We start from the raw sequence: 22020 nt of genomic DNA, 5'->3' as shown, positions 1-22020 counted from the left end.
ATACAAAACTGAGATGCACCCTTCGTTTTTCTCTGATTTCAGCCGGGAAATTATTTTTTAGGCGATCGCGATCGCATTTTTTTCCAGCTTTTGCAAGTAACAAAATAGCGGTCTGTCAAAGAGTTTTTTGCGGACAAAGCCGTATCGCGATAATCCTAATCCATTTTAATGGATTTTTTGTATGAGACAGGGATTTCAATCCCTGGCGGATCTCTGGCGGATCTCTGGCGAATCTCTGGCGAATCTCCCTATCAACAGTATTATTAAATTGAGCCAACGCACCATTTTATCTTTCTAACTCACTCATGGATATAGAACAACAATTAACGCTCCCAGAAATTCCCCTAGCACCTCCCGAATTTAAGTCTGGGTTTGTGGGAATTGTCGGGCGCACGAATGTCGGAAAATCTACCTTAATGAATCAATTAGTGGGTCAAAAAGTAGCAATTGTTTCTCCTATATCTCAAACAACCCGCAACCGCTTAAAAGGCATTTTAACGACTCCTGAAGCACAAATAATTTTTGTCGATACTCCTGGCATCCATAAACCTCATCACGAGTTGGGAAAAGTGCTAGTCAAGAATGCAAAAATGGCGATTGAATCGGTAGATTTGTTATTGTTTGTGGTGGACAGTTCTACCATTGCTGGAGGAGGCGATCGCTATGTTGCCAAGTTACTCCAAAATAGCAAAACCCCGATTATTTTAGGCTTAAATAAAACCGATCTTGCTACTGAGAATTGGGAGGAGAGTTACGCACAATTACGAGAGGACAAAGATTGGGAAATTGCTAAATTTTCGGCACTGACAGGGGCAGGAATCGAAACTCTACAACAAAATATTATCGGAAAATTAGCAACAGGACCTTATTATTATCCTCCAGATTTAGTCACAGATCGCCCCGAACGTTTTATCATGGGGGAACTCATTCGCGAACAAATTTTACTCCTCACTCGAGAAGAAATTCCCCACTCTGTTGCTGTTACCATTGAGCGGGTTATTGAAGATACCAATATCACTCGTATTTTTGCCAATATTTGCGTCGAACGTAAATCTCAAAAAGGAATTTTAATTGGTAAAGGAGGAAGTATGTTGAAAGCGATCGGAACTGCTGCCCGAGAGCAAATTCAAAAGTTAATTGTTGGAAAAGTTTACTTAGAACTTTTTGTAAAAATCGAACTAAAATGGAGACAATCTCGCTTACAACTGTCTGAATTAGGTTATAAAATTGAACCTTAAATTAAATTAACGCTCAATATTTATATTCTGAATTAACTTAAGTTTCGTGCATATTTTGACGAATTGCCGATTCAAGTCTTCGAGGTTCATCAGTTCCAATCCGAAATTTTCTTCCTGAAGAAAACTCCATTTGTACGGCATCTAAACCCGATACATTAAACATCCATGCGTCGGGAACTCGCCGAATTCCCCAGCCATAAAACCAAGGATTTTTAATGATTTTTACATCAGTAACTTCCGTAAGATTAAATTCTTTATGAATTAAACCCATCCCAAACCAGCATCGGAGTTTCCCTACTTCAACTTCAACGGTTAAAGTGCCAAAAAGAATAGCAATAACAGCAAGAGAACTAATAACTGCGATCGCACTCCATATTGATGCTTCTTTGCTAATAAAAAGTGCAATTACCCCCATCAAAAGAGCAGCTATTGCCAGAATAACAAGGATAGTTACTCCGATTTGTGTATGCTTATAAAGCATGATTTCACCTCCACTGTTTTAGGATTTTTTGCTAAAAGCAAGATTGACAAGATAACGTCTATTTTGGCCAATTTTCCACGATACACCTTCAGGATCGTGCTGTTGACTCCATTGCTCAAAATCTGCGTTTTGACTCATTTCTTGGAGTTTTAGCACTGAAACCTGCAATCTTTGAGCGAGTTCCTCTTGACTTAATCCATTTATAAATTGAGCCAAAGTATCGAATTCTGAAACATTCATTGAGATTCCCTTAAGATTCCAATACCATTATGCGCGATCGCAATTGGGCGATCAGCAAAAAGTTAACATATTGTATGCTTCCATACCGACACAAGAATAGACTAAATGGCGATCGCCTAGCCGTCACTCCGGACGGGACGGAAAATGGATCGAGGAAAAATCCTTGGCTAGAAGCAGAAAATTAGTGTAGACTTTGACGGATCCCACTAGGCTTTTTACCTGCCAGATGCCTCTTCATCTGTATCATCTTATTGCCTTTCTCATTTCCGCGATCGTTGTCCTCTGGAGTACGCCGGTCGTCAAAACGATCGGCCTCAAAAGTGGTCACGTCGATCGCCCCAACGAACGTAAAGTTCACGAACAACCGATGGTTCGCCTGGGGGGGGTATCCATTTTCATCGGTACAATTTCCGCTTTAGTCATTGTTTATTTTTTGGGAGGGTTTAATGATTTACCCCTACAAGAACAAGGCAGTCTTTGGGGAGTTCTCCTCGGAGGGATCGGCTTTTTTTTAATTGGTTTAGCAGACGATTTGTTTAATCTCAGCCCCATTTGGCGGCTGTTAATGCAAATTGCGGTTTCTTCATCCGTCTGGTTTATCGGGGTTCGCATCGAGTTTCTTTCCGTTCCTTTTAATGGTTTAATCCACCTGGGTGTTTTAAGTTTGCCCATTACAGTCATCTGGTTAACGGGTATGGCAAACGCCATCAATTGGATTGATGGTTTAGATGGGTTAGCGGCTGGAGTATCGGGCATTGCCGCCGTTGTCATGTTCATTGTCACCCTCTTTATGGATCAATCTGCTGCGGCCTTAATTGCCGCCTCCTTAGCCGGAGGAGCCCTCGGATTTTTGCGCTATAACTTTAACCCTGCCCAGATTTTTATGGGGGATGGAGGCGCTTATTTTATGGGATTTACCTTAGCGGGGGTGGGAACGATTGGTTTAGTGAAAAGCACCGCCGTTACTGCTGTTCTCCTGCCCTATTTAATTCTTGCAGTGCCGATTCTAGATATGTCCGCCGTGATTATCTCCCGCTTGAGTAATGGTAAATCACCCTTTTTAGCAGACAAAAGCCACCTGCACCACCGCTTACTCGATGCGGGGATTTCTCAAAGATTAACTGTATTGTTTATTTATGCTTTGACCTTGTGGGTAGGCAGTTTAGCGTTAGCCTTCTCGGGTCTTCCCAGTGGTGCCGCCTATGCGATGGGGGCAACCATGTTACTTGCTTATATCAGTTGGCAAGTTTGGCGAAAAACCAAAGCGACTCGATAATCTCAATTCGCAAATTAAAAAGCTACAAATTGGAAAGGGAAAAAGCATGAGTGCTGAAATCATTTGCGTGGGAACAGAATTGCTACTCGGCGATATTCTCAACAGCAATGCCCGATATTTGGGGCAAGAGTTCGCCAAATTAGGCATTCCTCACTACTATCAAAGTGTGGTTGGAGATAATCCAGAGCGAATTAAAAGTGTTATTGAGGTCGCGATCGCCCGTTCTTCTCTACTTATTTTTACGGGAGGACTCGGACCGACTCCCGACGATCTCACCGTGGAAACCATCGCCGCTTTTTTTGAGACTCCCCTTGAGGAACGACCGGAGGTTTTACAGGATATCACGGATAAGTTTGCCCGACGACGCAGGCAGATGACTGACAATAATCGCAAACAAGCCTTATTGCCCGTTGGTGCGGCGGTTTTACCCAATCCGACGGGAACGGCACCGGGTATCATTTGGCAACCTCGAGAAGGGGTTACGATTTTAACTTTTCCTGGGGTGCCGTCGGAAATGTACCGGATGTGGGAGGAGACGGCTATTCCCTATTTAAAAAGCCAAGGTTGGGGAAAGGAAATTATTTACAGTCGTCTCTTGCGATTTTGGGGGATTGGCGAATCTGCCTTAGCGACCAAGGTAACTCACTTATTTGATAGTGTTAATCCTACTGTTGCGCCTTATGCGGGGAATGGTGAGGTACGCTTACGGGTTTCCGCTAAAGCTGCGTCGGAATCAGAGGCAAATCTGCTCATTGACCCGATCGCCAGAGAAATTTGCACTATTGCGGGGGATGATTATTTTGGGGCCGATCGCGACACTTTAGCCTCGGTGGTTGGGCAGTTATTGCGCGATCGCCATGAAACTCTAGCTGTGGCTGAATCCTGCACTGGTGGGGGATTGGGGGCAATGCTGACGGCAATACCAGGCAGTTCTGAATACTTTGCGGGGGGGATTATTTCCTATGCCAATCGCGTTAAAACAGAACTCTTGGGAGTGAGTCGAGAATTACTCTCCCAGGTCGGTGCTTTTAGTGAACCTGCGGCTAAACAAATGGCGGCGGGGGTGAAAAAACAATTGGCTTCTGATTGGAGTTTAAGTATTACTGGCATTGCTGGACCCGATGGGGGTTCTTCCCATAAGCCCGTTGGTTTGGTTTATATTGGTTTGGCTAGTCCCGATCGCGAGGTGGAGATTTTTGAGTATCGCTTCGGACCCGAACGCGATCGCGATACAATTCGTCACTTAAGTGTATGTCACGCCCTCGATCGCCTGCGCCGTCAACTCATTGCTAGAGGTGACTAACAGCATTTGTTGAGATGCACCCAAATCCATTCCTCTCACTCAGATCGCCAAATTCTTAAAGTATCATCACTACTTCCACTCACAAGCATTAAACCTTTCGTGCCATTACCATAACCTTCCCTCACAAATTCAAGGGAGGTGACTGCTGCCGAATGTCCTCGCAATTCCAAAATTTCCTTACCCGTCTCCAAATTCCACAGGGCGATCGCGCCATCCCAGCCCCCACTCGCCAATAGTTTCCCATTGGGACTCACGGCCAAACTATAAACACCCCCAGAATGAGCGCGAAACGTCGTCAGCGATCGCCCAGTATCCACCCGCCATCGCGATAAAGACCCATCTTCTCCTCCACTAATCAAAGTTTGTCCGTCGGGGGTAAAAGCCAGCGCCCGAATACTGCCATGATGGCCGATGGCAGTATGGACATTTTCCCCAGTGGGTAATTTCCAGAATTTAATCGTTTTATCGTCGCTACCACTGGCCAGAATGTCCCCTGTCGGACTGACTGCTAGGGCTTTAACCCCTGTGAACCAATCGGAATGCCCGCGCAGGGTTAAAATTGCTTGGCGCGTGGCTAACTGCCAAACTTTCACGGTTTTATCGTCGGCACCGCTAAAGAGAAACTGTCCGTCGGGACTAAACACCACCGCTTTCACGGCACCGGAATGCCCCGATAATGCCCCCGTTTCCCGACCCGTGGCCAACTGCCAGAGTTTAATTGTTTTATCTGCTCCCCCACTGGCCATAATCTGACCATCTGGGGCGATCGCAATGGTTTTAATGCCTGTAAACCCATTCCCTTCTCGCTGTCCTAGGGTGCGAATTTCTTGACCCGTGGCTAATTGCCAGAGAACTATTGTATTATCATCGCTACCACTGGCAATAATTTGGCCGTTGCGACCGATCGCCACTGAATTTACGCCGCTTCGATGTCCCGTCAGAGTATGAAGGCACTGCCACTGATAGGATTCCGAGGCATCTTTCAAGGTCATGGACCCCGGAGCCGCCGTCACGGGACTGGCTTGGGGACCCGCAGGCATGGTCACGGGAGAGAGAGGATGAGTGTCTTGGAAACGGGCGATCGCCTCTCTTAAATCCTCAATTTGCTTTTCAATTTTGGGGTTGCTTTCCCGAGCGATAGACTTCACCTGCTCGATCTGAGCCTTAAGCGGTTCAACCAGTTGATAGGTTTGAGAGCGAGCCGTTTCATTGTACTGTTGTACCAACTGTCGTAACTGTAGGATTTCGCGATCGGTTTCGGGGTTGAGGGTTTGAATGCGTTCGTCAATTTCTGCAACTTGTCCTTTCAAAGGCTCGATCAGTTCGCGAAATTGGGCGACATTTTTTTGCAATTCTCCAATTTGCGAGAGAGTTTCTGGCTCAGTTTTCCCAGCCATCAATTCCAATTGTCCTAAATGTTCCTTAATGCGGGCAAAAAATTGATCGATTTGCTCGAAAGCCGTTTCTGTGCTTTGTTGTTGTGCCTCCTTTAACTCCCGCATTTGCTGTTGGGTGCGGGTGTCAATTTGCTCAAATTGAGTTTTTAAACGTTCGACTTGCGCCTTGAGAGGATTGATACTTTTATGAACTTCTGCGATGGTTTCTTTAAATTTCGCTGTATTCTCTTGGGTTTGCGTCTGGTTCGATCGCGTTAATTCCGCCAATTCTGCCAACTGATCTTCTAACGGCTCAATTAATTGGTTAAAATGGGTTGCTCCCGTAAGTTGCTGCTGTTGAGACAAGCGATGAATACGCCGTCGATTGTCCATATTTAAGCCTACCGTTAACGTTAAGGGAACGGCAGCATAAGCAACTTGCTGGGTGGCGATCGCGGCGATCGTGCCGATCGCAGAACCTGCAAGGAAGAGATATTCGACAAGATCGAGCCAGTAGCGTCGGGTCATAACAGTCTTGACAACAGTCTTGAAAAGGAACGGGAAATAGAGTCGGCAAATCCCCTCTCTACAATATTACGAATTTTGACATTTTCCGAACAATTCCTTGGTAATGCGATCGAAAATCAAGGAAACGAACCTGATTAGGACTTACGCCGCGAGAGAGCGTTCCCGTATTCTATCATGATGATAAAATTAATCAATAACTGCGTACTGAATAACTAAAATGACTGCCATTCTCCTCGATCGCCAAATAGAATCCAGTCCCGAACCCATTTTAATTCCTGAACTGACATGGCGTGAATTTAAAGCCACAGAACAACTTATCGATCGCCCTGGAGTGCGATTATCTTTTTTAGATGGAGTCTTAGAAATTCGCAAAATGCCAGGTAAAAGACACGAAACGATTAAAGGACGCATTGGTGCTTTAGTAGAAATCTATTTGGAATTCTTAGAATTAGATTTTACACCAACGGAATCGATGACTTTGGCAAATGAATCCCAACAAGTTAAACGAGAAGCAGATAAATCTTACGAATTGGGACCCGATCGCGAACATCCAGATTTAGTGATTGAAGTTGTTGTCACCAGTGGGGGAATTGATAAATTAGAGGCTTATAAACGGCTCAATATTCCTGAAGTTTGGTTTTGGATCGGCGATCGCTTGCTTATTTATATTTTAAGAGAAGGAGAATATACAGAAAATGTGCGATCGCAGCTTTTACCGACTCTCGATCTCAATCTGTTGCATCGCTGTATTAATATTGATAATCACGGGCGATCGCTGCGGGAATTTCGTGCAGGTTTTAACCCGAAATAATGGGTTCGAGACAATCTAGCAATATCTTTACAAATTACAAACAAAACCCACTTCTTTAGCGATCTTTGCTCAAGACCGCTAAAGTTATCTTAAACTGCTACAGGCATCTCAATAGCTCTCTCTCGCAATAAATCTAGAATCTCATCAACATAATGATGAAACTTCATCTGACGCTTAATTGTGTAATCCCGTGCTTTTGGTAATAATATTTTTAACTCTTGTTGAATAGTACCGGGTCGCGCTGTGAGAACATAAATGCGCTGCGACAGAAAAACGGCTTCCTCCACATCGTGAGTAATCATTAAAATCGTAGAACCCGTGCGCTCCCAAATATCTAAAAGAAACTGCTGCATTGTTTCCTTGGTTTGTACATCTAATGCCCCGAAAGGTTCGTCCATTAACAGTATTTTGGGATGAGTTGCCAACGATCGCGCGATCGCCACACGCTGTTTCATTCCTCCTGATAGTTCTTTGGGATAGGATTGGGCAAATTGTGATAATCCCACCACATCCAAATAATAGGAGGCGCGTTCTCGATACTCGTTTTTGTGAACCCCTTGTAATTTTAAGCCAAATTCGACATTTTTCTGCACAGTCATCCAAGGATATAAAGTGTAACGCTGAAAGACCATGCCGCGATCGGAGCCAGGTCCGGTTACATCTATTCCATCGACGCTAATATGACCGGATGTAGGCAGATCTAACCCTGCAACTAACCGCAATAACGTTGATTTTCCCGATCCTGAAGCCCCAACTGCACAGACAAACTCTCCTGTTTCAACGTGCATATTAATGTCCTTCAGTGCAACAAGAGTACCTTGGTTGCTGGGAAATTGTTTGTACAATCGTTTGATTTCTAAGTGCATTTTTAATCTCCTAATAAAAAACTTGATCTTGAACTTAATCAAAAGCCCATTTGCAACGCGATCGCAGGACCCAGCGAAAGAGTAAATCAATAGCAAAGCCAATTAAACCCAGTACAATTAAGCAAGCAAAAATTTCATCGGTTTTAATGAATTTTCGAGCCAATTCGATGCGTTTACCTAGCCCCTCACTCGCGGCAATTAATTCCGCAACAACGACGAGATTCCATGACGCGGCAATATTGACGCGAAAGGCATCGAGAATATTAGGAATTACGTGGGGAGTAATAACTTGAAAAAGAACTTGTTGGCGATTTCCTCCTAATGTGTAAGTCATTTCAATCAAATCTTTCGGCACAAATTTAACTGCATCCATAATCATCAAAGTGTTAAAAAACACGGTTCCAATGAAAATTAAAGCAATTTTGGGTGCTTCATCAATGCCCAAATAAATGATTAAAAGCGGGATAAAAGCGGGAGCCGGCATATAGCGAACAATGCCGATAATAGGTTCGCAAAGAGCGCGAATACTAGCGAATGCACCCATCGCTACACCTAAAGGTGCAGCGACAATTGCAGCTAATAAAAAACCAGTGGTTACGCGCATAATACTGGCAGTTGTATCTTGAACCAGAAAGCCTTTTTCCCATAGTCCATATAGAGCTAAACTAACTTCAATGGGAGAAGGGAGAAACTTGGAATAAACAATTCCCGATGCGGATAGTAACCACCACAAACAAAAAGGAACAAGAACCGATAATCCCATCAAAGACCACATTAAAGGTTTGGGAATATCTTCTGCAATGCGCCAAAAGACAGTCGGTTTGAGAATTCTGGGTTGGAGATCGATAGATTTCATGGTCATAGTTTGAAACAATAAACAAATCTGCGATCGCTACTTACTTTCTGCATATTTTTTCACAAAGCGATCATCAAAAATCTTATCTAAAGGAGGTGCTGCTTCAATAAAGCCCACATCAACCATAAATTTAGCCATTTTTTTGGCCGCATAAGGCATATGTTTCATGCTATCTCCTGGGGAAAAGGCTTCTAAGTTTTCTTCAATGGTAAAAATTTTAGTTCCTTCTTTAAGTCGCTGTAATTCCTCTACGGAAACATTGGCACGTTTAGCCATAATTTCATCGGCGCGATCGGGATTTTTTTCCATAAATTCTAAGATATCAAACCAAGTATTCACTAAGGCTTGAACATCATCGGGACGCTCATCAATGAGCTTTTGGGTGACGACGAGAAGATCGGGAATAGCACCGGGAAATTCTTTTGAGGAAATGAGTTCTTTTGAGCCTTCCCTTTCTAAAGCAATCAACCAAAAGGGAGGAAATGCACCCACAGCATCAACGTTACCATTTACAAACGCTGCTGCTGCGTCTCCCGTGTCCATACCGACAATTTCTACATCTTTACGAGACATTCCTTTTTCTTCTAAAGCCAGACTGAGGAGAAAATCATCGACGACTCCTTCTTCTACGGCGACTTTTTTTCCTTTTAAGTCTTCAATACTCTTGATTTCTTGAGAAACAATAATTTTGTCATTTCCGGCGGAATTATCGTTCACCAATACGGCAACTTCTCCATGAATTGCATCGCCAGCAAAAGAAATTGTATCATTGAGGGTCTGAGAATTTGCATCTAATTTTCCGGCGGCTAAACTCTCCATTGAAGCGATATAACTATCAAACCATTGTAATTTAACGTTGACATTATTGGCCTCAAATAAATCTTCCTCTTCGGCGATCGCCCAAGGCCACCATCCTGCCCAGGTACTATATCCGAGTACAATCGGTTCTGTATTAGCAGAAGTTGTTTCGCCAGACGGTGCTTCTTGTACGGTTTGATTGCAACTGACGGTTAAAACTAAGCTGGCAATAAAGACGGCAAGTAATGATAAGATTTGACGGCGTTTCATGTTTTTTCCTCTATCTGGTGAGTTCTAAGACTGGATTTTTGCTATTTTGTAATTGCGATCGCACCCAGTTCAACCAAGTCTCTAAACCTGCCCCTGTTTTGGCTGAAATTGGAATAATTTTAACCTGGGGATTAATTTGCCGAGCATTGGCTTCAATACGTTCAATTTCGATATCTAAATAGGGTGCTAAATCAGTTTTTGTAATTAATAAGCAGTCTGCTTCTCGAAACATAACAGGATATTTCAAGGGTTTATCTTCCCCTTCTGTAACGCTGAGAAGAGCAACTTTTTGATGTTCCCCGACTTCAAATTCTGCGGGACAAACTAAATTGCCAACATTTTCAACAAAGACGAGATCGAATTCATTGGGATCGTATTCGTGTTCGAGACGATGAATGCCACCGGAGACCATTTTTGAGTCTAAATGACACGATCGCCCCGTATTAATAGCAATAACGGGAACGCCATATTTTCGCAAGCGATCGGCATCGAGTTCGGTGGTCATATCCCCTTCAATAATGGCAATTTTAAGGGTTTTATTTAATGCTGCTAGGGTTTTTTCTAAAAGTACCGTTTTGCCTGCTCCTGGACTGCTCATAACATTCAAACAAGTAATTCCCCAGCGATCGAAATGAGCGCGGTTGCGATCGGCTCCTGCTTGATTTGCGTGTAATAAATTGATTTCTAAAGCTGCGTCAAAAGTTTGGTGCATTGTTGATATTAATTCATTAATTATTGAATTATTTTTTAGGACAAAGAATATTCAATGCGATCTATTTTTAATTCGCGTCCCGAGCGAATATCCTCCATTGGCGATCGGCAAGTGGGACAAGAATATTGCAAACCATATTCGGGTTTATATTCTTGTTGGCAGGAGTGACAAAAAGCGATTAATGGAGTTTCTTTTATGTTTAATTTTACTCCTTCTAAAAAAGTGTTTTGAGTTTGTGCTGTAAACGCAAATTCTAAACTCACAGGTTCAACACAAGTAAATGCACCAACAATCAAATGAACGGCTTCAATTTTAGGCGTTTCTTCTTGAGACTCCCACCAGTCTCGCACCGTCATCATTAGCGCTTTTGTCATGTCTGTTTCGTGCATTTGGTCTCTCCTTTATCCTTGAACTTTTATCCTGTTAAAACTACTCCCAATTGACTAATTCCGGTTGTGCTTCAGGGTGAATATAGGGGGGTTTTTCTTTACGGGGTAGCTGTCCCGATAAAACTAAGTGCGCCATCGTGTCACAAATGACGCGAGTTGCCATCAATGAAGTAATATCGCTGATATCATAAGGAGGAGAAACTTCGACAATTTCTAGCCCGCATACTGGAGCTTTCTGCACGATTTTTCCCAGTAGGTAAAGGGCTTCTCGAGGGAGTAAACCACCGGGTTCCGGCCAGCCAGTCCCAGGGACAAATCCCGCATCAATACAGTCGATATCAAAACTGACATAAACGCAATCAGTCCCATCTAATGCTTTCTCTAAGGCGAAATCTACGGCAGCATCTAACCCCATTTCTGTAATATCTGTTACCGTAAGAATATTTGTTGCTCGTTCTCGACAAACTTTGACTCCTTGACGGGGAACTTGCCAACCTCCAATGCCCAATTGAACTAAGTTTTTAGCGGGGGCATTTTTCATATTGGTGGCATGAAACCAGGGACAAGTGTGCATCCGTTCGTCTAAGTCTGTTTCTTGGGTATCGACGTGGCGATCGAAGTGAATAATACCGACTTTTTTATCCCCCAAATGCCGACAAATGCCGCGAACTGTGGGAAAACCAATGGAATGATCGCCGCCTAAAATAATCGGAAATGCGCCAGAATTAAAAACATGAGCAACTCCTTTGGAAATTTGATCGAAGGATTTTTCATTATTACCAGGAATGGTGAAAATATCGCCAACATCACAGAGGGTAATTTGTTCTCGTAAATCAATGCCTAATTCAAAATTATAGGGAGTATAAAGGGCAGAAATCCGGCGAATTCCTTGGGGTCCAAAGCGGGTTCCAGGGCGATAAGTGGTGCCGGAATCGTGAGGAACTCCGACGATCGCAATGTCATATTCTCCAACTTTTCTGACATCTTCAACATAAGGCGCTTTGAGAAATGTGTTAATCCCTGCATAGTGGGGAAGTTCGCCGCGAGAAAAATTGGGAATGGTGCGATCGCGGATACTTTCAGCCGCTTCTAAGCCAAATTCTAAACCTTGTTGGACCTCTTGCTGCCAACCTGTAAAGGGCAGTTGTGCTTCTTTTTCTAATGCCCGTTGTGCTTCGCTTAAATTATCGTTTGGTTGTTCGCTCATTGGGTCTATTCTCTTCCTAAAATAAATATAGCGAAAAAGCCCAGAAAATCCGACAATTTTTTCTAAATTGCCAGAATCTCCCGGGCTTTTATCCCGCCGTGTAGCTAACTTAATATTTTTGGGTTAGCCTAACTTCTCTCGGACCAGTCACCGGAACTTTTCTGTCCCAGCCGGAACCCTAGAAGTTATTGGAATTGATTTAATTTTCTGGCTTGAACCTATCAAAGTTAATCTACTCTTAACTGTAATCAAAGCTACAAATAAATCTTTTTATTTCTTTACATTTTCTCGATCGCGTCAGGTATTGCCTCAGATATTGGCGGGTCAAACGGACGAATTAAAACGATCGATATTCCCCCAACGACCATTAATGCCCCTAGAAAACCTTGCCAGCCAAAGGTTTCCCCCAATAGAAAAAAGGCAAAAACTGCCCCAAAAACCGGTTCTAGGGCTTGGAAAAGAGCCGCTTCTCGGGCGGGTATCCATTGCATTCCGATCGCATAAAATAAAATTACAAGGGCTGTGGCAATAATACCGAGATAAAGCAAACTCCCCCAAGTTTCTCCTAGCATTGGCAGTTCTTCCCCCAGTTTGGGTAAACTCCAAAGCAAACCCAGTAAGGCGATCTCCCAAAGTTGAACTGCTGTGAGGGAAAGCGAGGAATGTCGGGGGGCAAAGAATTCCAGTAGAATTAAGTAAATCGATTCACAGACCGCACAACCCAGTAACCACAAACTATCAATTAAAGGTTCTCCTGCTTCCCAAGACATAAATCCAACCCCTAATAAAACAATAGTTGAAGCGAGGATAAAAACCAGAGAAATTTTCTTGCGAGTGCAGATTTCAAATAATGCCACAAAAACAACTCGAAGACTAAAAATAAAGGATGCACGATTGGCAGAACTATGTTCTAAACCAATAGTTTCGCTGGCAAAAGCACCGAAAAGAAAGATGCCTACAATTAAGCCATCGCGAAGCAGAGGAAGATTCAAATTACGCAAAAAAGGGAGAAAAATCAAGGCTGCGATCGCAAAACGGAAGAAAAACTGCACGGAGGAAGAGAGAACTAAAGAAGTTTCTTTAATGGCAGAGGGTAGGGAACCCAAAATGGCTGTGACGGTGATTAAAGCCAGAAGACCAAGGTTATATTGCAGTTGTTGGGGAGATTCAGAAATGGGTGTATTGCTTTCCATCTTTGAGCTTCTTGAAAATTATGATCGGACCGCTAACTAGCATAACCTATTAAGAAATTAGAGTTGTTTTTCCCAAGCGAGAACCAGCAAAGCATTCAAAATAGCCGAGGTTGCGGGAGAACCTCCTTTACGTCCGTCAATACGAATTTGTGATAAATCTTTTTGTGCGAGAATATGTTTGGATTCTACCACATTGATAAAGCCAACAGGAGAACCAATAATTAAGGCAGGTTGACGATCGCCTTTCTCGCAAGCCTGACATAATGCGAGTAAAGCGGTGGGGGCATTGCCGATCGCATAAATTGCCTCGGGATATTCGGCAAAACAGCGCAGGAGTCCTGTTTCCGTGCGGGTTTTCCCTGGTAAGGGAACATCGCAGCGATCGATCGCCGTCACGATCGCATTACCAAAGGTTTTGCGTACCATACTTGCAATACCTTGGCGAATCATGCTCACATCAACAACAATGGGAACGAGATCGCGCAAAGCAATTATACCTCTCTCAATTGCATCGGGACTAAAGTACGTCAATTTTGCGAACTCAAAATCCGCCGTTGCGTGAATAATGCGCCGCACGATCGCATATTCCCGAGGAGTAAAAGAATGTTCTCCGATTTCGCGATCGATGGTGGCAAAACTTTTCTCAAGAATGGGATGATTTAAACTACTCAAAATTCTACTTAAAATTCTACACTGGGAAAACTTGGTTCTTTGTAGAAGCGTGTCATATCATCAAATTTTTGTAATTCAGCGCGATCGAGAGTTAAGATTTTGTCGGTATCCGTCCAGCGATCATTAAAATCAGTGATAATATCGCAAAAGTTATCGCGATCGAAGGTTTCCACTCTCGCACCAAAATAACCTAAAGTAATGTGAGCAGTATAATGATACTGTTGCTGTACTCCGAGGGCAATCAAACCGCGATTTTGGTAGATAGCGCGGCGCAATTGTAGTAATTTAAAGTAGGATTCCTCATCCTTAGAAACCAAATAAACTTCGATCGCCCGAGGTCGGACACCGATCCCCAACAATTGCCAAGAAATAGGACGGCGATCGGGGATTGATTGTTGATATTGGTCAAAACTGTGGGAAACGCGATCGCGTAACTTAAGTTCAAATTCTTCATCTTCGGCGATCGCATCGCGATAATTTCCATCCCAAATCAAATCCGCGATCGTGAGGTGAAAGCTATCCGCAGGAACCGGAATCAGTAAACCCTCTCCAAGCTGCTCTAATAATTGCGATCGTGCAGTGGCCAATTCTTTGTAGAATAACTCGTTATTCTTGTCAAGATTGCCAGTCGCAGAACTAACTGCGTATCCTGGAAAGGCGATCGCCTTTCCCTGTTTGAATTTGGGAGACTCCTGCACATTTTGAAGTTGGGTGCGACAAATCGCGGGGCGAGTTAGTTTCGTCACGCGGTTAAGATAAGTTTGATAGGTTTCGTCCAATCTCTGATTCTCCCTTGAAAAGATGAAGGCTAAAGGATGAAAACTCCTTATTTCTTCCGTTTACCCATTGTAGAAGGGAAAGGGGGAAGATGGGGGAGACTACCTAGAAAATTTCTTCATCGATCGTTGTTCCTTATTGATTAAAAATGCCGATTTATGTCTTTTGGGGTGAAGATGACTTCGCGATGAATAGCGCGATCGCCCAGTTACGTCAAGCAGTTCTTGATCCCAATTGGATACAGTTTAATTTTGAACGTATTATGGGCGATCGTCCAGAAACGATGAGCGAAGGACTTAACCAAGCCATGACTCCTCCTTTTGGTATGGGGGGACGGTTAATTTGGATCGAGGAAGCGATTGTAACTCAATCTTGTGCGGAAAGTTTGTTACAAGAGCTACAAAGAACCCTTCCCAAGGTTCTCCCAACTTCAACGCTATTATTAACCACCCACAAAAAATTGGATAAGCGTAGCAAGTCGGTAAAATTGTTACAAAAACACGCCGAAATCCGCGAATTTTCTTTTATTTCGCCTTGGAAAACCGAAGAAATTATCAAAAAAGTGCGTCAATTTGCCCAAGAGAAAGATGTCAAATTAACCCCTCGAGGGTTAGAACTTTTGGCGGAATCTGTGGGTAATAATACCCGCCAGTTGTGCAATGAATTAGATAAATTGCGACTCTATGGAGAGAAAACAAAGAAGCCATTAGATGAAAAAGTCGTTGCGAGATTAGTCGCTGTTAATACTCAGAATAGCTTACAATTAGCGGCGGCAATTCGGGACGGAAATGAGTCAAAAGCATTGGGATTAGTGGCAGATTTAATCGACCTCAATGAACCCGCTTTACGAATTGTTGCGACCTTGGTAGGGCAGTTTCGCACCTGGTTAACGGTTAAAATTATGGTAGAAAGTGGTGAGAAAGATGAAAGGGCGATCGCCTCAGCCGCCGAAATTGGCAATCCCAAACGCATCTATTTCATTCGTAAGGAAGTTCAATCTTTGAGTTCCCAACAGCTAATCAAAACCTTACCGATTTTACTCGAATTAGAGGTAAGTTTAAAACGAGGAGCCAACCCGATCGCGACATTGCAAACCAAGGCGATCGAATTATGTCGAGTCTGTAAGTCTTCTTCCCCGCGAGGTAGATAGTAAAATCACGATCGATAAATTAATATAGAAGATAAAATGAAAAGTTTGTGTAGAGTGCGATCGCCAGATTGAGAAAACAAGCCCCCCATCTTAATATGCAGTTTTCGCATTCTACCATGCAAGATTCAGGAGTTAAACAAACCGTGGTCATTGAAATTCCCCAAACCCAGTACGAAAGCAAAACCCAAGAAATTGCCCGAGAACTCATCGCTGCAACCCGCGAAAAACGTTCCTTTTTCGCCAAGATGCAAGACCAGATGCGTCTCGATGATAAGCTCTTAGACTGGGCAATGGCAAACCCAGGTTTACGCTATCAACTCTTTAGCTTTATCGACTGTTTGCCAGCATTACGGAGTAAAAGCGAGATTGCCCGTCATTTTCAAGAATATATGAGCGTTGAATCCGTAGAATTGCCGGAAATGCTCAAAAAAATGATGAATTTTGCCGATGCTGGTTCTCCTCCCGCACAAATTGCAGCGACGACGGTAGAACAAGCGGTGAAAACCCTCGCTTATAAATATATTGCCGGAGAGACGGTTCCTAAAGTCTTGAAGACCATCGATCGCCTGCGGAAGGATAAGATGGCGTTTACCCTGGATCTCCTCGGAGAAGCGGTGATAACCGAGTCTGAAGCAGAGAAATATTTGCAAAGTTATCTCGATCTGATTCAAGAGTTAGGAGAAGCAGCAAAAAAATGGTCTTCTATTCCCCAAATTGATGCAGCAGATGGCGCACCTTTAGCTAAGGTGCAGGTTTCCGTCAAATTAACCGCATTTTACTCCCAATTTGACCCTCTCGATCCTGAAGGAAGTAAAGCTAAAGTTTGCGATCGCATTCGCACCCTCTTGCGTCGTGCAAAGGAAGTAGGTGCGGCGATTCATTTCGATATGGAACAGTATCGTTATAAAGATATTACTCTCGCCATTTTGAAGGAATTATTAATGGAGGAAGAGTTCCGCGATCGCACAGATATCGGTATGACCATTCAAGGCTATTTGCAAGATTCAGAAACAGATTTAAAAGGCATAGTTGAATGGGCAAAACAACGCGGAAAACCGATTACCATTCGTTTAGTAAAAGGCGCATATTGGGATCAAGAAACTATTATTGCCATCCAAGAAAGCTGGCCGCAACCCGTCTTTAATCAGAAAGCAGAAACCGATCGCAATTATGAAAATTTAATGCAGTTATTGCTGGAAAATCACGAGTATTTATATGGGGCGATCGGTTCTCATAATGTCCGCACTCAAGCGCGGGCAATGGCGATCGCAGAAACTTTAAATATTCCTTCTCGTTGCTTTGAAATGCAAGTTTTGTATGGAATGGGCGACCAACTGGCAAAGGCATTAGTTAAACGCGGACATCGAGTGCGAGTTTATGCACCTTATGGGGATTTATTACCAGGAATGTCCTATTTAATCCGTCGTTTGTTGGAAAATACAGCCAATTCTTCCTTCCTACGGCAAAATATGGAAGAACGTCCCATTGAAGAATTAATTTCTCCTCCCAAGGTAGAATCGGAACGACCTTTAATTGCCAAATCTGCTTGGCCAAATGCGTCCAATACTGACTATGCTAACGAAGATTTACGGGCAAAAGCGAAACAAGAATTAAGCAAGGTTCGCAATAGTTTAGGTAAAACTTATTTACCCTTAATTAACGGCGAATACGTGCAAACTTCCGAGTTACTGGATTCCGTCAATCCTGCCAATCCTAGCGAAGTTGTTGGCAAGATTGGACAGATTTCTATTGAACAAGCAGAACAGGCATTACAAGCGGCAAAAACTGCCTTTCCTGCTTGGAAGAAAACCTCAGCCGGAGAACGGGCAGAAATCTTACGAAAAGCTGCCGAAATTATGGAATCTCGCCGTCATGAGTTAAACGCTTGGCTGTGTTTTGAAGTGGGAAAAATTCTCCCGCAAGCAGATGGAGAAGTCTCCGAGGCGATCGATTTTTGTCGCTATTATGCCGACGAAATAGAGCGATTAGATGGGGGAATAAGCTATGATTTAGCAGGAGAAACCAACCGTTATTTCTATCAACCTCGAGGTATTGCGGTGATTATTTCTCCTTGGAATTTCCCGATCGCGATCGCCCTAGGAATGACAGTCGCCGCTTTAGTAACGGGCAATTGTGCCTTACTTAAACCCGCCGCCCCTGCTTCCGTCATTGCCGCGAAAATCGCTGAAATTCTAGTAGAAGCAGGCATTCCCAAAGGTGTGTTCCAATATGTTCCCGGTCGGGGTTCAACGGTAGGTAATCATTTAGTGACTCATCCTGATGTTCACCTAATTGCCTTCACAGGCTCCCAAGAAGTCGGCTGTTATATCTATGCAGAAGCAGCCAAATTGCAACCAGGACAGAAGCACCTCAAGCGAGTCATTGCCGAGATGGGGGGCAAAAATGCCATTATTGTCGATGAAAGTGCAGACTTAGATCAAGCTGTAGCTGGGGTGGTTTCTTCTGCCTTTGGCTATACCGGACAAAAATGCTCTGCTTGTTCGCGAGTCGTCGTTCTCGAACCCGTACATGATGCTTTTGTGAGTCGCTTAGTAGAGGCGACTAAATCCCTGAATGTGGGGGCTGCGGATCTGCCCAGTACCACGGTGGGACCGGTGGTAGATAAGAATGCCCGCGATCGCATTCGCGAATATATCGAGAAGGGCAAACAGGAGGCAAAATTGGCGTTTGAGGGGACAATTCCAGAGACAGGTTATTTCATCCCTCCCACCATTTTCACCGATGTTGCACCGGATGGTACCATTGCCCAGGAGGAGATTTTTGGACCTGTGGTTGCAGTCATTAAAGCCAAGAATTTTGCCGAAGCATTGGCTATTGCTAACGGTACCAATTACGCCCTCACAGGAGGATTATATTCTCGCACTCCTTCCCATATCAAACAAGCATCCGAGGAGTTTGAAGTGGGCAATTTGTACGTGAATCGTAACATTACCGGAGCTATTGTCGCCCGTCAACCTTTTGGGGGCTTTAAGTTATCTGGAGTCGGTTCAAAAGCCGGAGGACCCGATTATTTGTTGCAATTCTTGGAACCGCGATCGGTGACGGAAAATATTCAACGTCAGGGTTTTGCACCTATTGAAGGGGCAGAATAAATCCGTAGGGGCGCAATGCTTGCGCCCTTATTTGATAAGTTTTGAGATGCGATCGTATAGCAAAATGTAAATTATGTTAAAATCCAAAGGGCGACGATGCTATACACCAGTCGAGATTAAATCTTACTTACTTAACTCTGGAGTAAAAAGTTATGCCTTTTTCAGAAACAGAAGAAAAGATGTGGACTGATTTATCTTCCAAAAAAGAAGATCGGAAAAAGTCGGGAAAAGAATTAAGCGATCGCGATATTGAGAACAGATATGAAGATGAAGAACAGCAAATTTTAATCAAAATCAATCGGGAAAAATTATCAAGTCTTATAGAAGCTATGCAAGAAGAAGACTATATGAGTGTTAGTCCTCCTTATCAAAGGAGACCTCGTTGGAAGTCAAAAAGACAATCTAAACTCATAGAATCCTTAATTATGAACATTCCAGTTCCACCTATTCTTCTATATGAGAAAAATTATAACTCTTATGAAGTGATAGATGGTCAACAGAGAATAACTGCTATTCATTCTTTTTATCATAACCAATTCAAATTAGAAAGTCTTGAAGTCTGGCCAGAGCTTAATGGACGTACTTATCAAGAATTGCCTAAAAAAATAAGGGATGGTTTAAATTATCATTCACTTGTATTTATTATCATTATTATAGATCCTGATATTAGTTTACACAAAAAACAACTTCTCAAGCAACGGGCATTTGAGCGATTGAACACGGGTGGGATAAAATTAGAACCCCAAGAAATAAGAAATTGTGTGTATTCAAGAAAACTTAATGATGCGTTGAAAGAGTTATCACAACATGAAAAGTTTGCTCGGGCATGGTCTACTGATTCTCAGGAAGAAAGTAATATGTATCAAAAAATGGAAGATGTAGAACTGGTTCTTAGATTTTTTGCGTTGCGTAATGTCGAGCAATATAAACATAGTATAAGAGATTTCTTGGACTTGTATATGATAAACGCTTCAGACTTTACTGATGAAGATATTATCCTTTTAAAAAAATTATTTAAAGATACTATTGATTTAGCAGATAAGATTTATGGAGAAACCCTCTTTAAACCCTTCATGCTCATCCCTGATGGCAAGACAGAAGCCGAACAATCACAACCATTGAAAGAGTATTATGATGCGGTGATGGTAGGATTGAGCAAACATATAGATAACCCAAGTATTTTGATAAATGAGAAAAATGCAAGTATTTTGATAAATGAGAAAAATGTAGTAATTGAAGAAACTAAAAGATTGTTGAGAGAAGATACATCGAAAATATTTCAAGGACAAGGTAGTGGCAAAAAAAATATTCAAACAAGGATCGAGCTATTTAACCGAATGTTATCTCAAATTATTAATTCAAAAATATAAATGTTTCAAAAACCTTTAGATAAAGCACTGAAGAATATTAATACTATTCGCTTAGTTCTGCAAACAAACAAGAAGCTACGAATAATTTTATCTAAGACTACAAACCCAGAACTCGTTGTACTTCAAGAAAATGCTCCTAAGTTTGATGACTGGGAAGAATACGAAAATTGTTCTGTGGTAACAAGATTATATGCTATCTACGAAAGTTTTGTTGAAAATTTAATTACAGAGTGGATTCGTAATTTGCCCAGTCTTTTTTCAAAATATTCAGATTTATCTGAACGTATAAAAACAACACATCAAGAAGGAATATCAAAATTATTAAATGAATTACTGAAAGAGAAAAGTAGATTCAAAGATACAGTTTTTCTGCAAGATATTTCTCAATCTTTTTATTCTTGTATTGCGAATGAAAGTAAGTATCAGTTGATTTCTGAGGCTTTTGTATTATATAGTCAAAATTTGAGATCTCAGGAATTAGGAGAATTGTTAACAAAAGCAGGAATATCACCTGTGAAACCTGTGAAAAAAGATTCAAAAAATTTATCAGCCTGGAACTGGATTGCTAAACATAGAAATATTAAAAAGATAGTTGAAAATCAAAAAGATGTTGAAAATGAAACAAGAGAAAGATTAGATAAACTAATTGACGATCGAAATAATGCAGCACATCGCGATATTATTTACACTATACTATCTGTGGACGAATTAGTAGATTTATGCAATGTTGTTGAATCTTTATGTCAAGCATTAGCTGAATTTGCGTATTTTGCTGTAATTAATAGAAAAATTGCCATAGGTCAAGTTAAAAGAATTGGTAAAACTACAAACTGGCTTTCAAATCAGAAAGTTTTGTATGCTAATATTTGCCAACCTCCTTTATCAATTGGAGATGAAATATTTTTATTGAGCAGCACTAAATCATACTGTAAATCTGCTACAATAGAAGAGATAAGAGATGAGGAGGGAATGCCTCAAGAAAGAATAGAGGCTATTGAGGGTGTTGAGAAAAGAGATATTTCTGTCAAACTTGATACTGATGCTTGCAAAGGGTTAGATATTTATATTGCTGCTCTTGATATTAATGAAGAATCAGATATTGATAGATATTGATTTAGATATTTGTATAGAGGGAACAAAATGAAGGAGAATCTTAAATATCCCATGCTCATTCAATGGTCGGAAGAGGATAGGTGTTTTTTGGTCGGTTTCCCCGATTTTCCGGGTCAAATATGGCGATCGCATGGCAAAACCCATGAAAAACAGTATAAAAGCACCATTATTTATGTTAACTAAAAATTATATTCCACGGAAAAGTTGATAAATATTCAAAAAGATATTCAAAAGGCGATCGCGATCTTGTATCATACAGTCTTGGTAATTTAAACAAGATT

21 protein-coding genes, 1 pseudogene and 1 riboswitch are annotated in these 22020 nt (G+C 42.2%); of the genes and pseudogenes, 10 read left to right on the top strand and 12 right to left on the bottom strand.

Going from position 1 to position 22020, the window contains the following annotated elements:
* Positions 1–305: 305 nt before the first annotated feature.
* Entirely contained in the window at positions 306–1238 is a 933-nt protein-coding gene (gene era, locus JUI58_RS14405; RefSeq protein ID WP_204104489.1) for a GTPase Era, read from the top strand.
* A gap of 37 nt (positions 1239–1275) precedes the next feature.
* On the opposite strand, the gene JUI58_RS14400 is transcribed toward era, so the two are convergent.
* Positions 1276–1719 (bottom strand): hypothetical protein, encoded by a 444-nt coding sequence (locus JUI58_RS14400; RefSeq protein WP_204104488.1) that lies wholly within the window; start codon positions 1717–1719, stop codon positions 1276–1278.
* An 18-nt stretch (positions 1720–1737) separates the two neighbouring features.
* Complete coding sequence (locus JUI58_RS14395; RefSeq protein WP_204104487.1) at positions 1738–1959, bottom strand: hypothetical protein; 222 nt, start codon at positions 1957–1959, stop codon at positions 1738–1740.
* Between the two features lie 29 nt (positions 1960–1988).
* Here JUI58_RS14395 and JUI58_RS14390 point away from each other — a divergent pair, with 29 nt between their 5' ends.
* From JUI58_RS14390 to JUI58_RS14380, 3 genes are read left to right on the top strand one after another with little or no spacing between them, the layout of a single operon-like run.
* A complete protein-coding gene (locus JUI58_RS14390) occupies positions 1989–2144 on the top strand; it encodes a hypothetical protein (RefSeq protein WP_204104486.1) in 156 nt (51 codons plus the stop codon).
* A 41-nt stretch (positions 2145–2185) separates the two neighbouring features.
* Positions 2186–3235: an MraY family glycosyltransferase gene (locus JUI58_RS14385; protein ID WP_204104485.1), complete on the top strand. Its 1050-nt coding sequence runs from the start codon at positions 2186–2188 to the stop codon at positions 3233–3235.
* A gap of 46 nt (positions 3236–3281) precedes the next feature.
* Positions 3282–4538, top strand: a complete 1257-nt coding sequence (locus JUI58_RS14380) for a competence/damage-inducible protein A (RefSeq protein ID WP_204104484.1) — start codon at positions 3282–3284, stop codon at positions 4536–4538.
* Between the two features lie 35 nt (positions 4539–4573).
* On the opposite strand, the gene JUI58_RS14375 is transcribed toward JUI58_RS14380, so the two are convergent.
* A complete protein-coding gene (locus JUI58_RS14375) occupies positions 4574–6442 on the bottom strand; it encodes a WD40 repeat domain-containing protein (protein ID WP_204104483.1) in 1869 nt (622 codons plus the stop codon).
* A gap of 217 nt (positions 6443–6659) precedes the next feature.
* Between JUI58_RS14375 and JUI58_RS14370 the strand changes: the two genes are divergently transcribed.
* The gene (locus JUI58_RS14370; RefSeq protein WP_204104482.1) at positions 6660–7253 is read left to right on the top strand and encodes a Uma2 family endonuclease; all 594 of its coding nucleotides are present in this window, start codon (positions 6660–6662) and stop codon (positions 7251–7253) included.
* Between the two features lie 89 nt (positions 7254–7342).
* Here the strand turns inward: JUI58_RS14370 and JUI58_RS14365 are convergent, their stop codons facing one another.
* From JUI58_RS14365 to JUI58_RS14325, 9 genes are all read right to left on the bottom strand, one after another.
* On the bottom strand, positions 7343–8119 hold the full coding sequence (locus JUI58_RS14365; protein WP_204104481.1) for an ABC transporter ATP-binding protein: 777 nt from the start codon (positions 8117–8119) through the stop codon (positions 7343–7345).
* Between the two features lie 34 nt (positions 8120–8153).
* Positions 8154–8981, bottom strand: coding sequence for an ABC transporter permease (locus tag JUI58_RS14360; protein WP_204104480.1), 828 nt, complete (start codon positions 8979–8981; stop codon positions 8154–8156).
* Positions 8982–9011: 30 nt separating this feature from the next.
* The gene (locus tag JUI58_RS14355; RefSeq protein WP_204104479.1) at positions 9012–10043 is read right to left on the bottom strand and encodes an ABC transporter substrate-binding protein; all 1032 of its coding nucleotides are present in this window, start codon (positions 10041–10043) and stop codon (positions 9012–9014) included.
* 10 nt (positions 10044–10053) lie between these two features.
* Positions 10054–10755, bottom strand: coding sequence for a hydrogenase nickel incorporation protein HypB (hypB, locus tag JUI58_RS14350; RefSeq protein WP_204104478.1), 702 nt, complete (start codon positions 10753–10755; stop codon positions 10054–10056).
* Between the two features lie 35 nt (positions 10756–10790).
* Positions 10791–11144 carry a hydrogenase maturation nickel metallochaperone HypA gene (gene hypA / locus JUI58_RS14345; protein ID WP_204104477.1) on the bottom strand — a complete coding sequence of 118 codons (354 nt, stop codon included), beginning with the start codon at positions 11142–11144 and terminating at the stop codon, positions 10791–10793.
* A 40-nt stretch (positions 11145–11184) separates the two neighbouring features.
* Positions 11185–12351 (bottom strand): agmatinase, encoded by a 1167-nt coding sequence (gene speB / locus JUI58_RS14340; RefSeq protein WP_204104476.1) that lies wholly within the window; start codon positions 12349–12351, stop codon positions 11185–11187.
* Positions 12352–12426: 75 nt separating this feature from the next.
* Positions 12427–12544: riboswitch (guanidine-I (ykkC/yxkD leader) on the bottom strand.
* A gap of 85 nt (positions 12545–12629) precedes the next feature.
* Positions 12630–13544 carry a DMT family transporter gene (locus JUI58_RS14335; RefSeq protein ID WP_204104475.1) on the bottom strand — a complete coding sequence of 305 codons (915 nt, stop codon included), beginning with the start codon at positions 13542–13544 and terminating at the stop codon, positions 12630–12632.
* Between the two features lie 57 nt (positions 13545–13601).
* Positions 13602–14216 carry a cobalt-precorrin-8X methylmutase gene (locus JUI58_RS14330; protein ID WP_204104474.1) on the bottom strand — a complete coding sequence of 205 codons (615 nt, stop codon included), beginning with the start codon at positions 14214–14216 and terminating at the stop codon, positions 13602–13604.
* A gap of 8 nt (positions 14217–14224) precedes the next feature.
* Positions 14225–14995, bottom strand: a complete 771-nt coding sequence (locus JUI58_RS14325; RefSeq protein ID WP_204104473.1) for a DUF1868 domain-containing protein — start codon at positions 14993–14995, stop codon at positions 14225–14227.
* A gap of 146 nt (positions 14996–15141) precedes the next feature.
* Between JUI58_RS14325 and holA the strand changes: the two genes are divergently transcribed.
* From holA to JUI58_RS14300, 5 genes and pseudogenes are all read left to right on the top strand, one after another.
* On the top strand, positions 15142–16143 hold the full coding sequence (gene holA, locus JUI58_RS14320; protein WP_204104472.1) for a DNA polymerase III subunit delta: 1002 nt from the start codon (positions 15142–15144) through the stop codon (positions 16141–16143).
* Between the two features lie 143 nt (positions 16144–16286).
* A complete protein-coding gene (gene pruA / locus JUI58_RS14315) occupies positions 16287–19256 on the top strand; it encodes an L-glutamate gamma-semialdehyde dehydrogenase (RefSeq protein ID WP_204104491.1) in 2970 nt (989 codons plus the stop codon).
* A gap of 152 nt (positions 19257–19408) precedes the next feature.
* Positions 19409–20626: a DUF262 domain-containing protein gene (locus tag JUI58_RS14310; RefSeq protein WP_204104471.1), complete on the top strand. Its 1218-nt coding sequence runs from the start codon at positions 19409–19411 to the stop codon at positions 20624–20626.
* A complete protein-coding gene (locus JUI58_RS14305) occupies positions 20627–21739 on the top strand; it encodes an MAE_28990/MAE_18760 family HEPN-like nuclease (protein WP_204104470.1) in 1113 nt (370 codons plus the stop codon).
* Between the two features lie 27 nt (positions 21740–21766).
* Positions 21767–21886: pseudogene (locus JUI58_RS14300) on the top strand (type II toxin-antitoxin system HicB family antitoxin); the annotation flags it as partial.
* Positions 21887–22020: the final 134 nt, after the last annotated feature.

It is taken from the genome of Spirulina sp. CCY15215 (assembly GCF_016888125.1).
Classification (GTDB): domain Bacteria; phylum Cyanobacteriota; class Cyanobacteriia; order Cyanobacteriales; family Spirulinaceae; genus CCY15215.
This window is presented reverse-complemented; position numbering and strand designations above follow the sequence as displayed.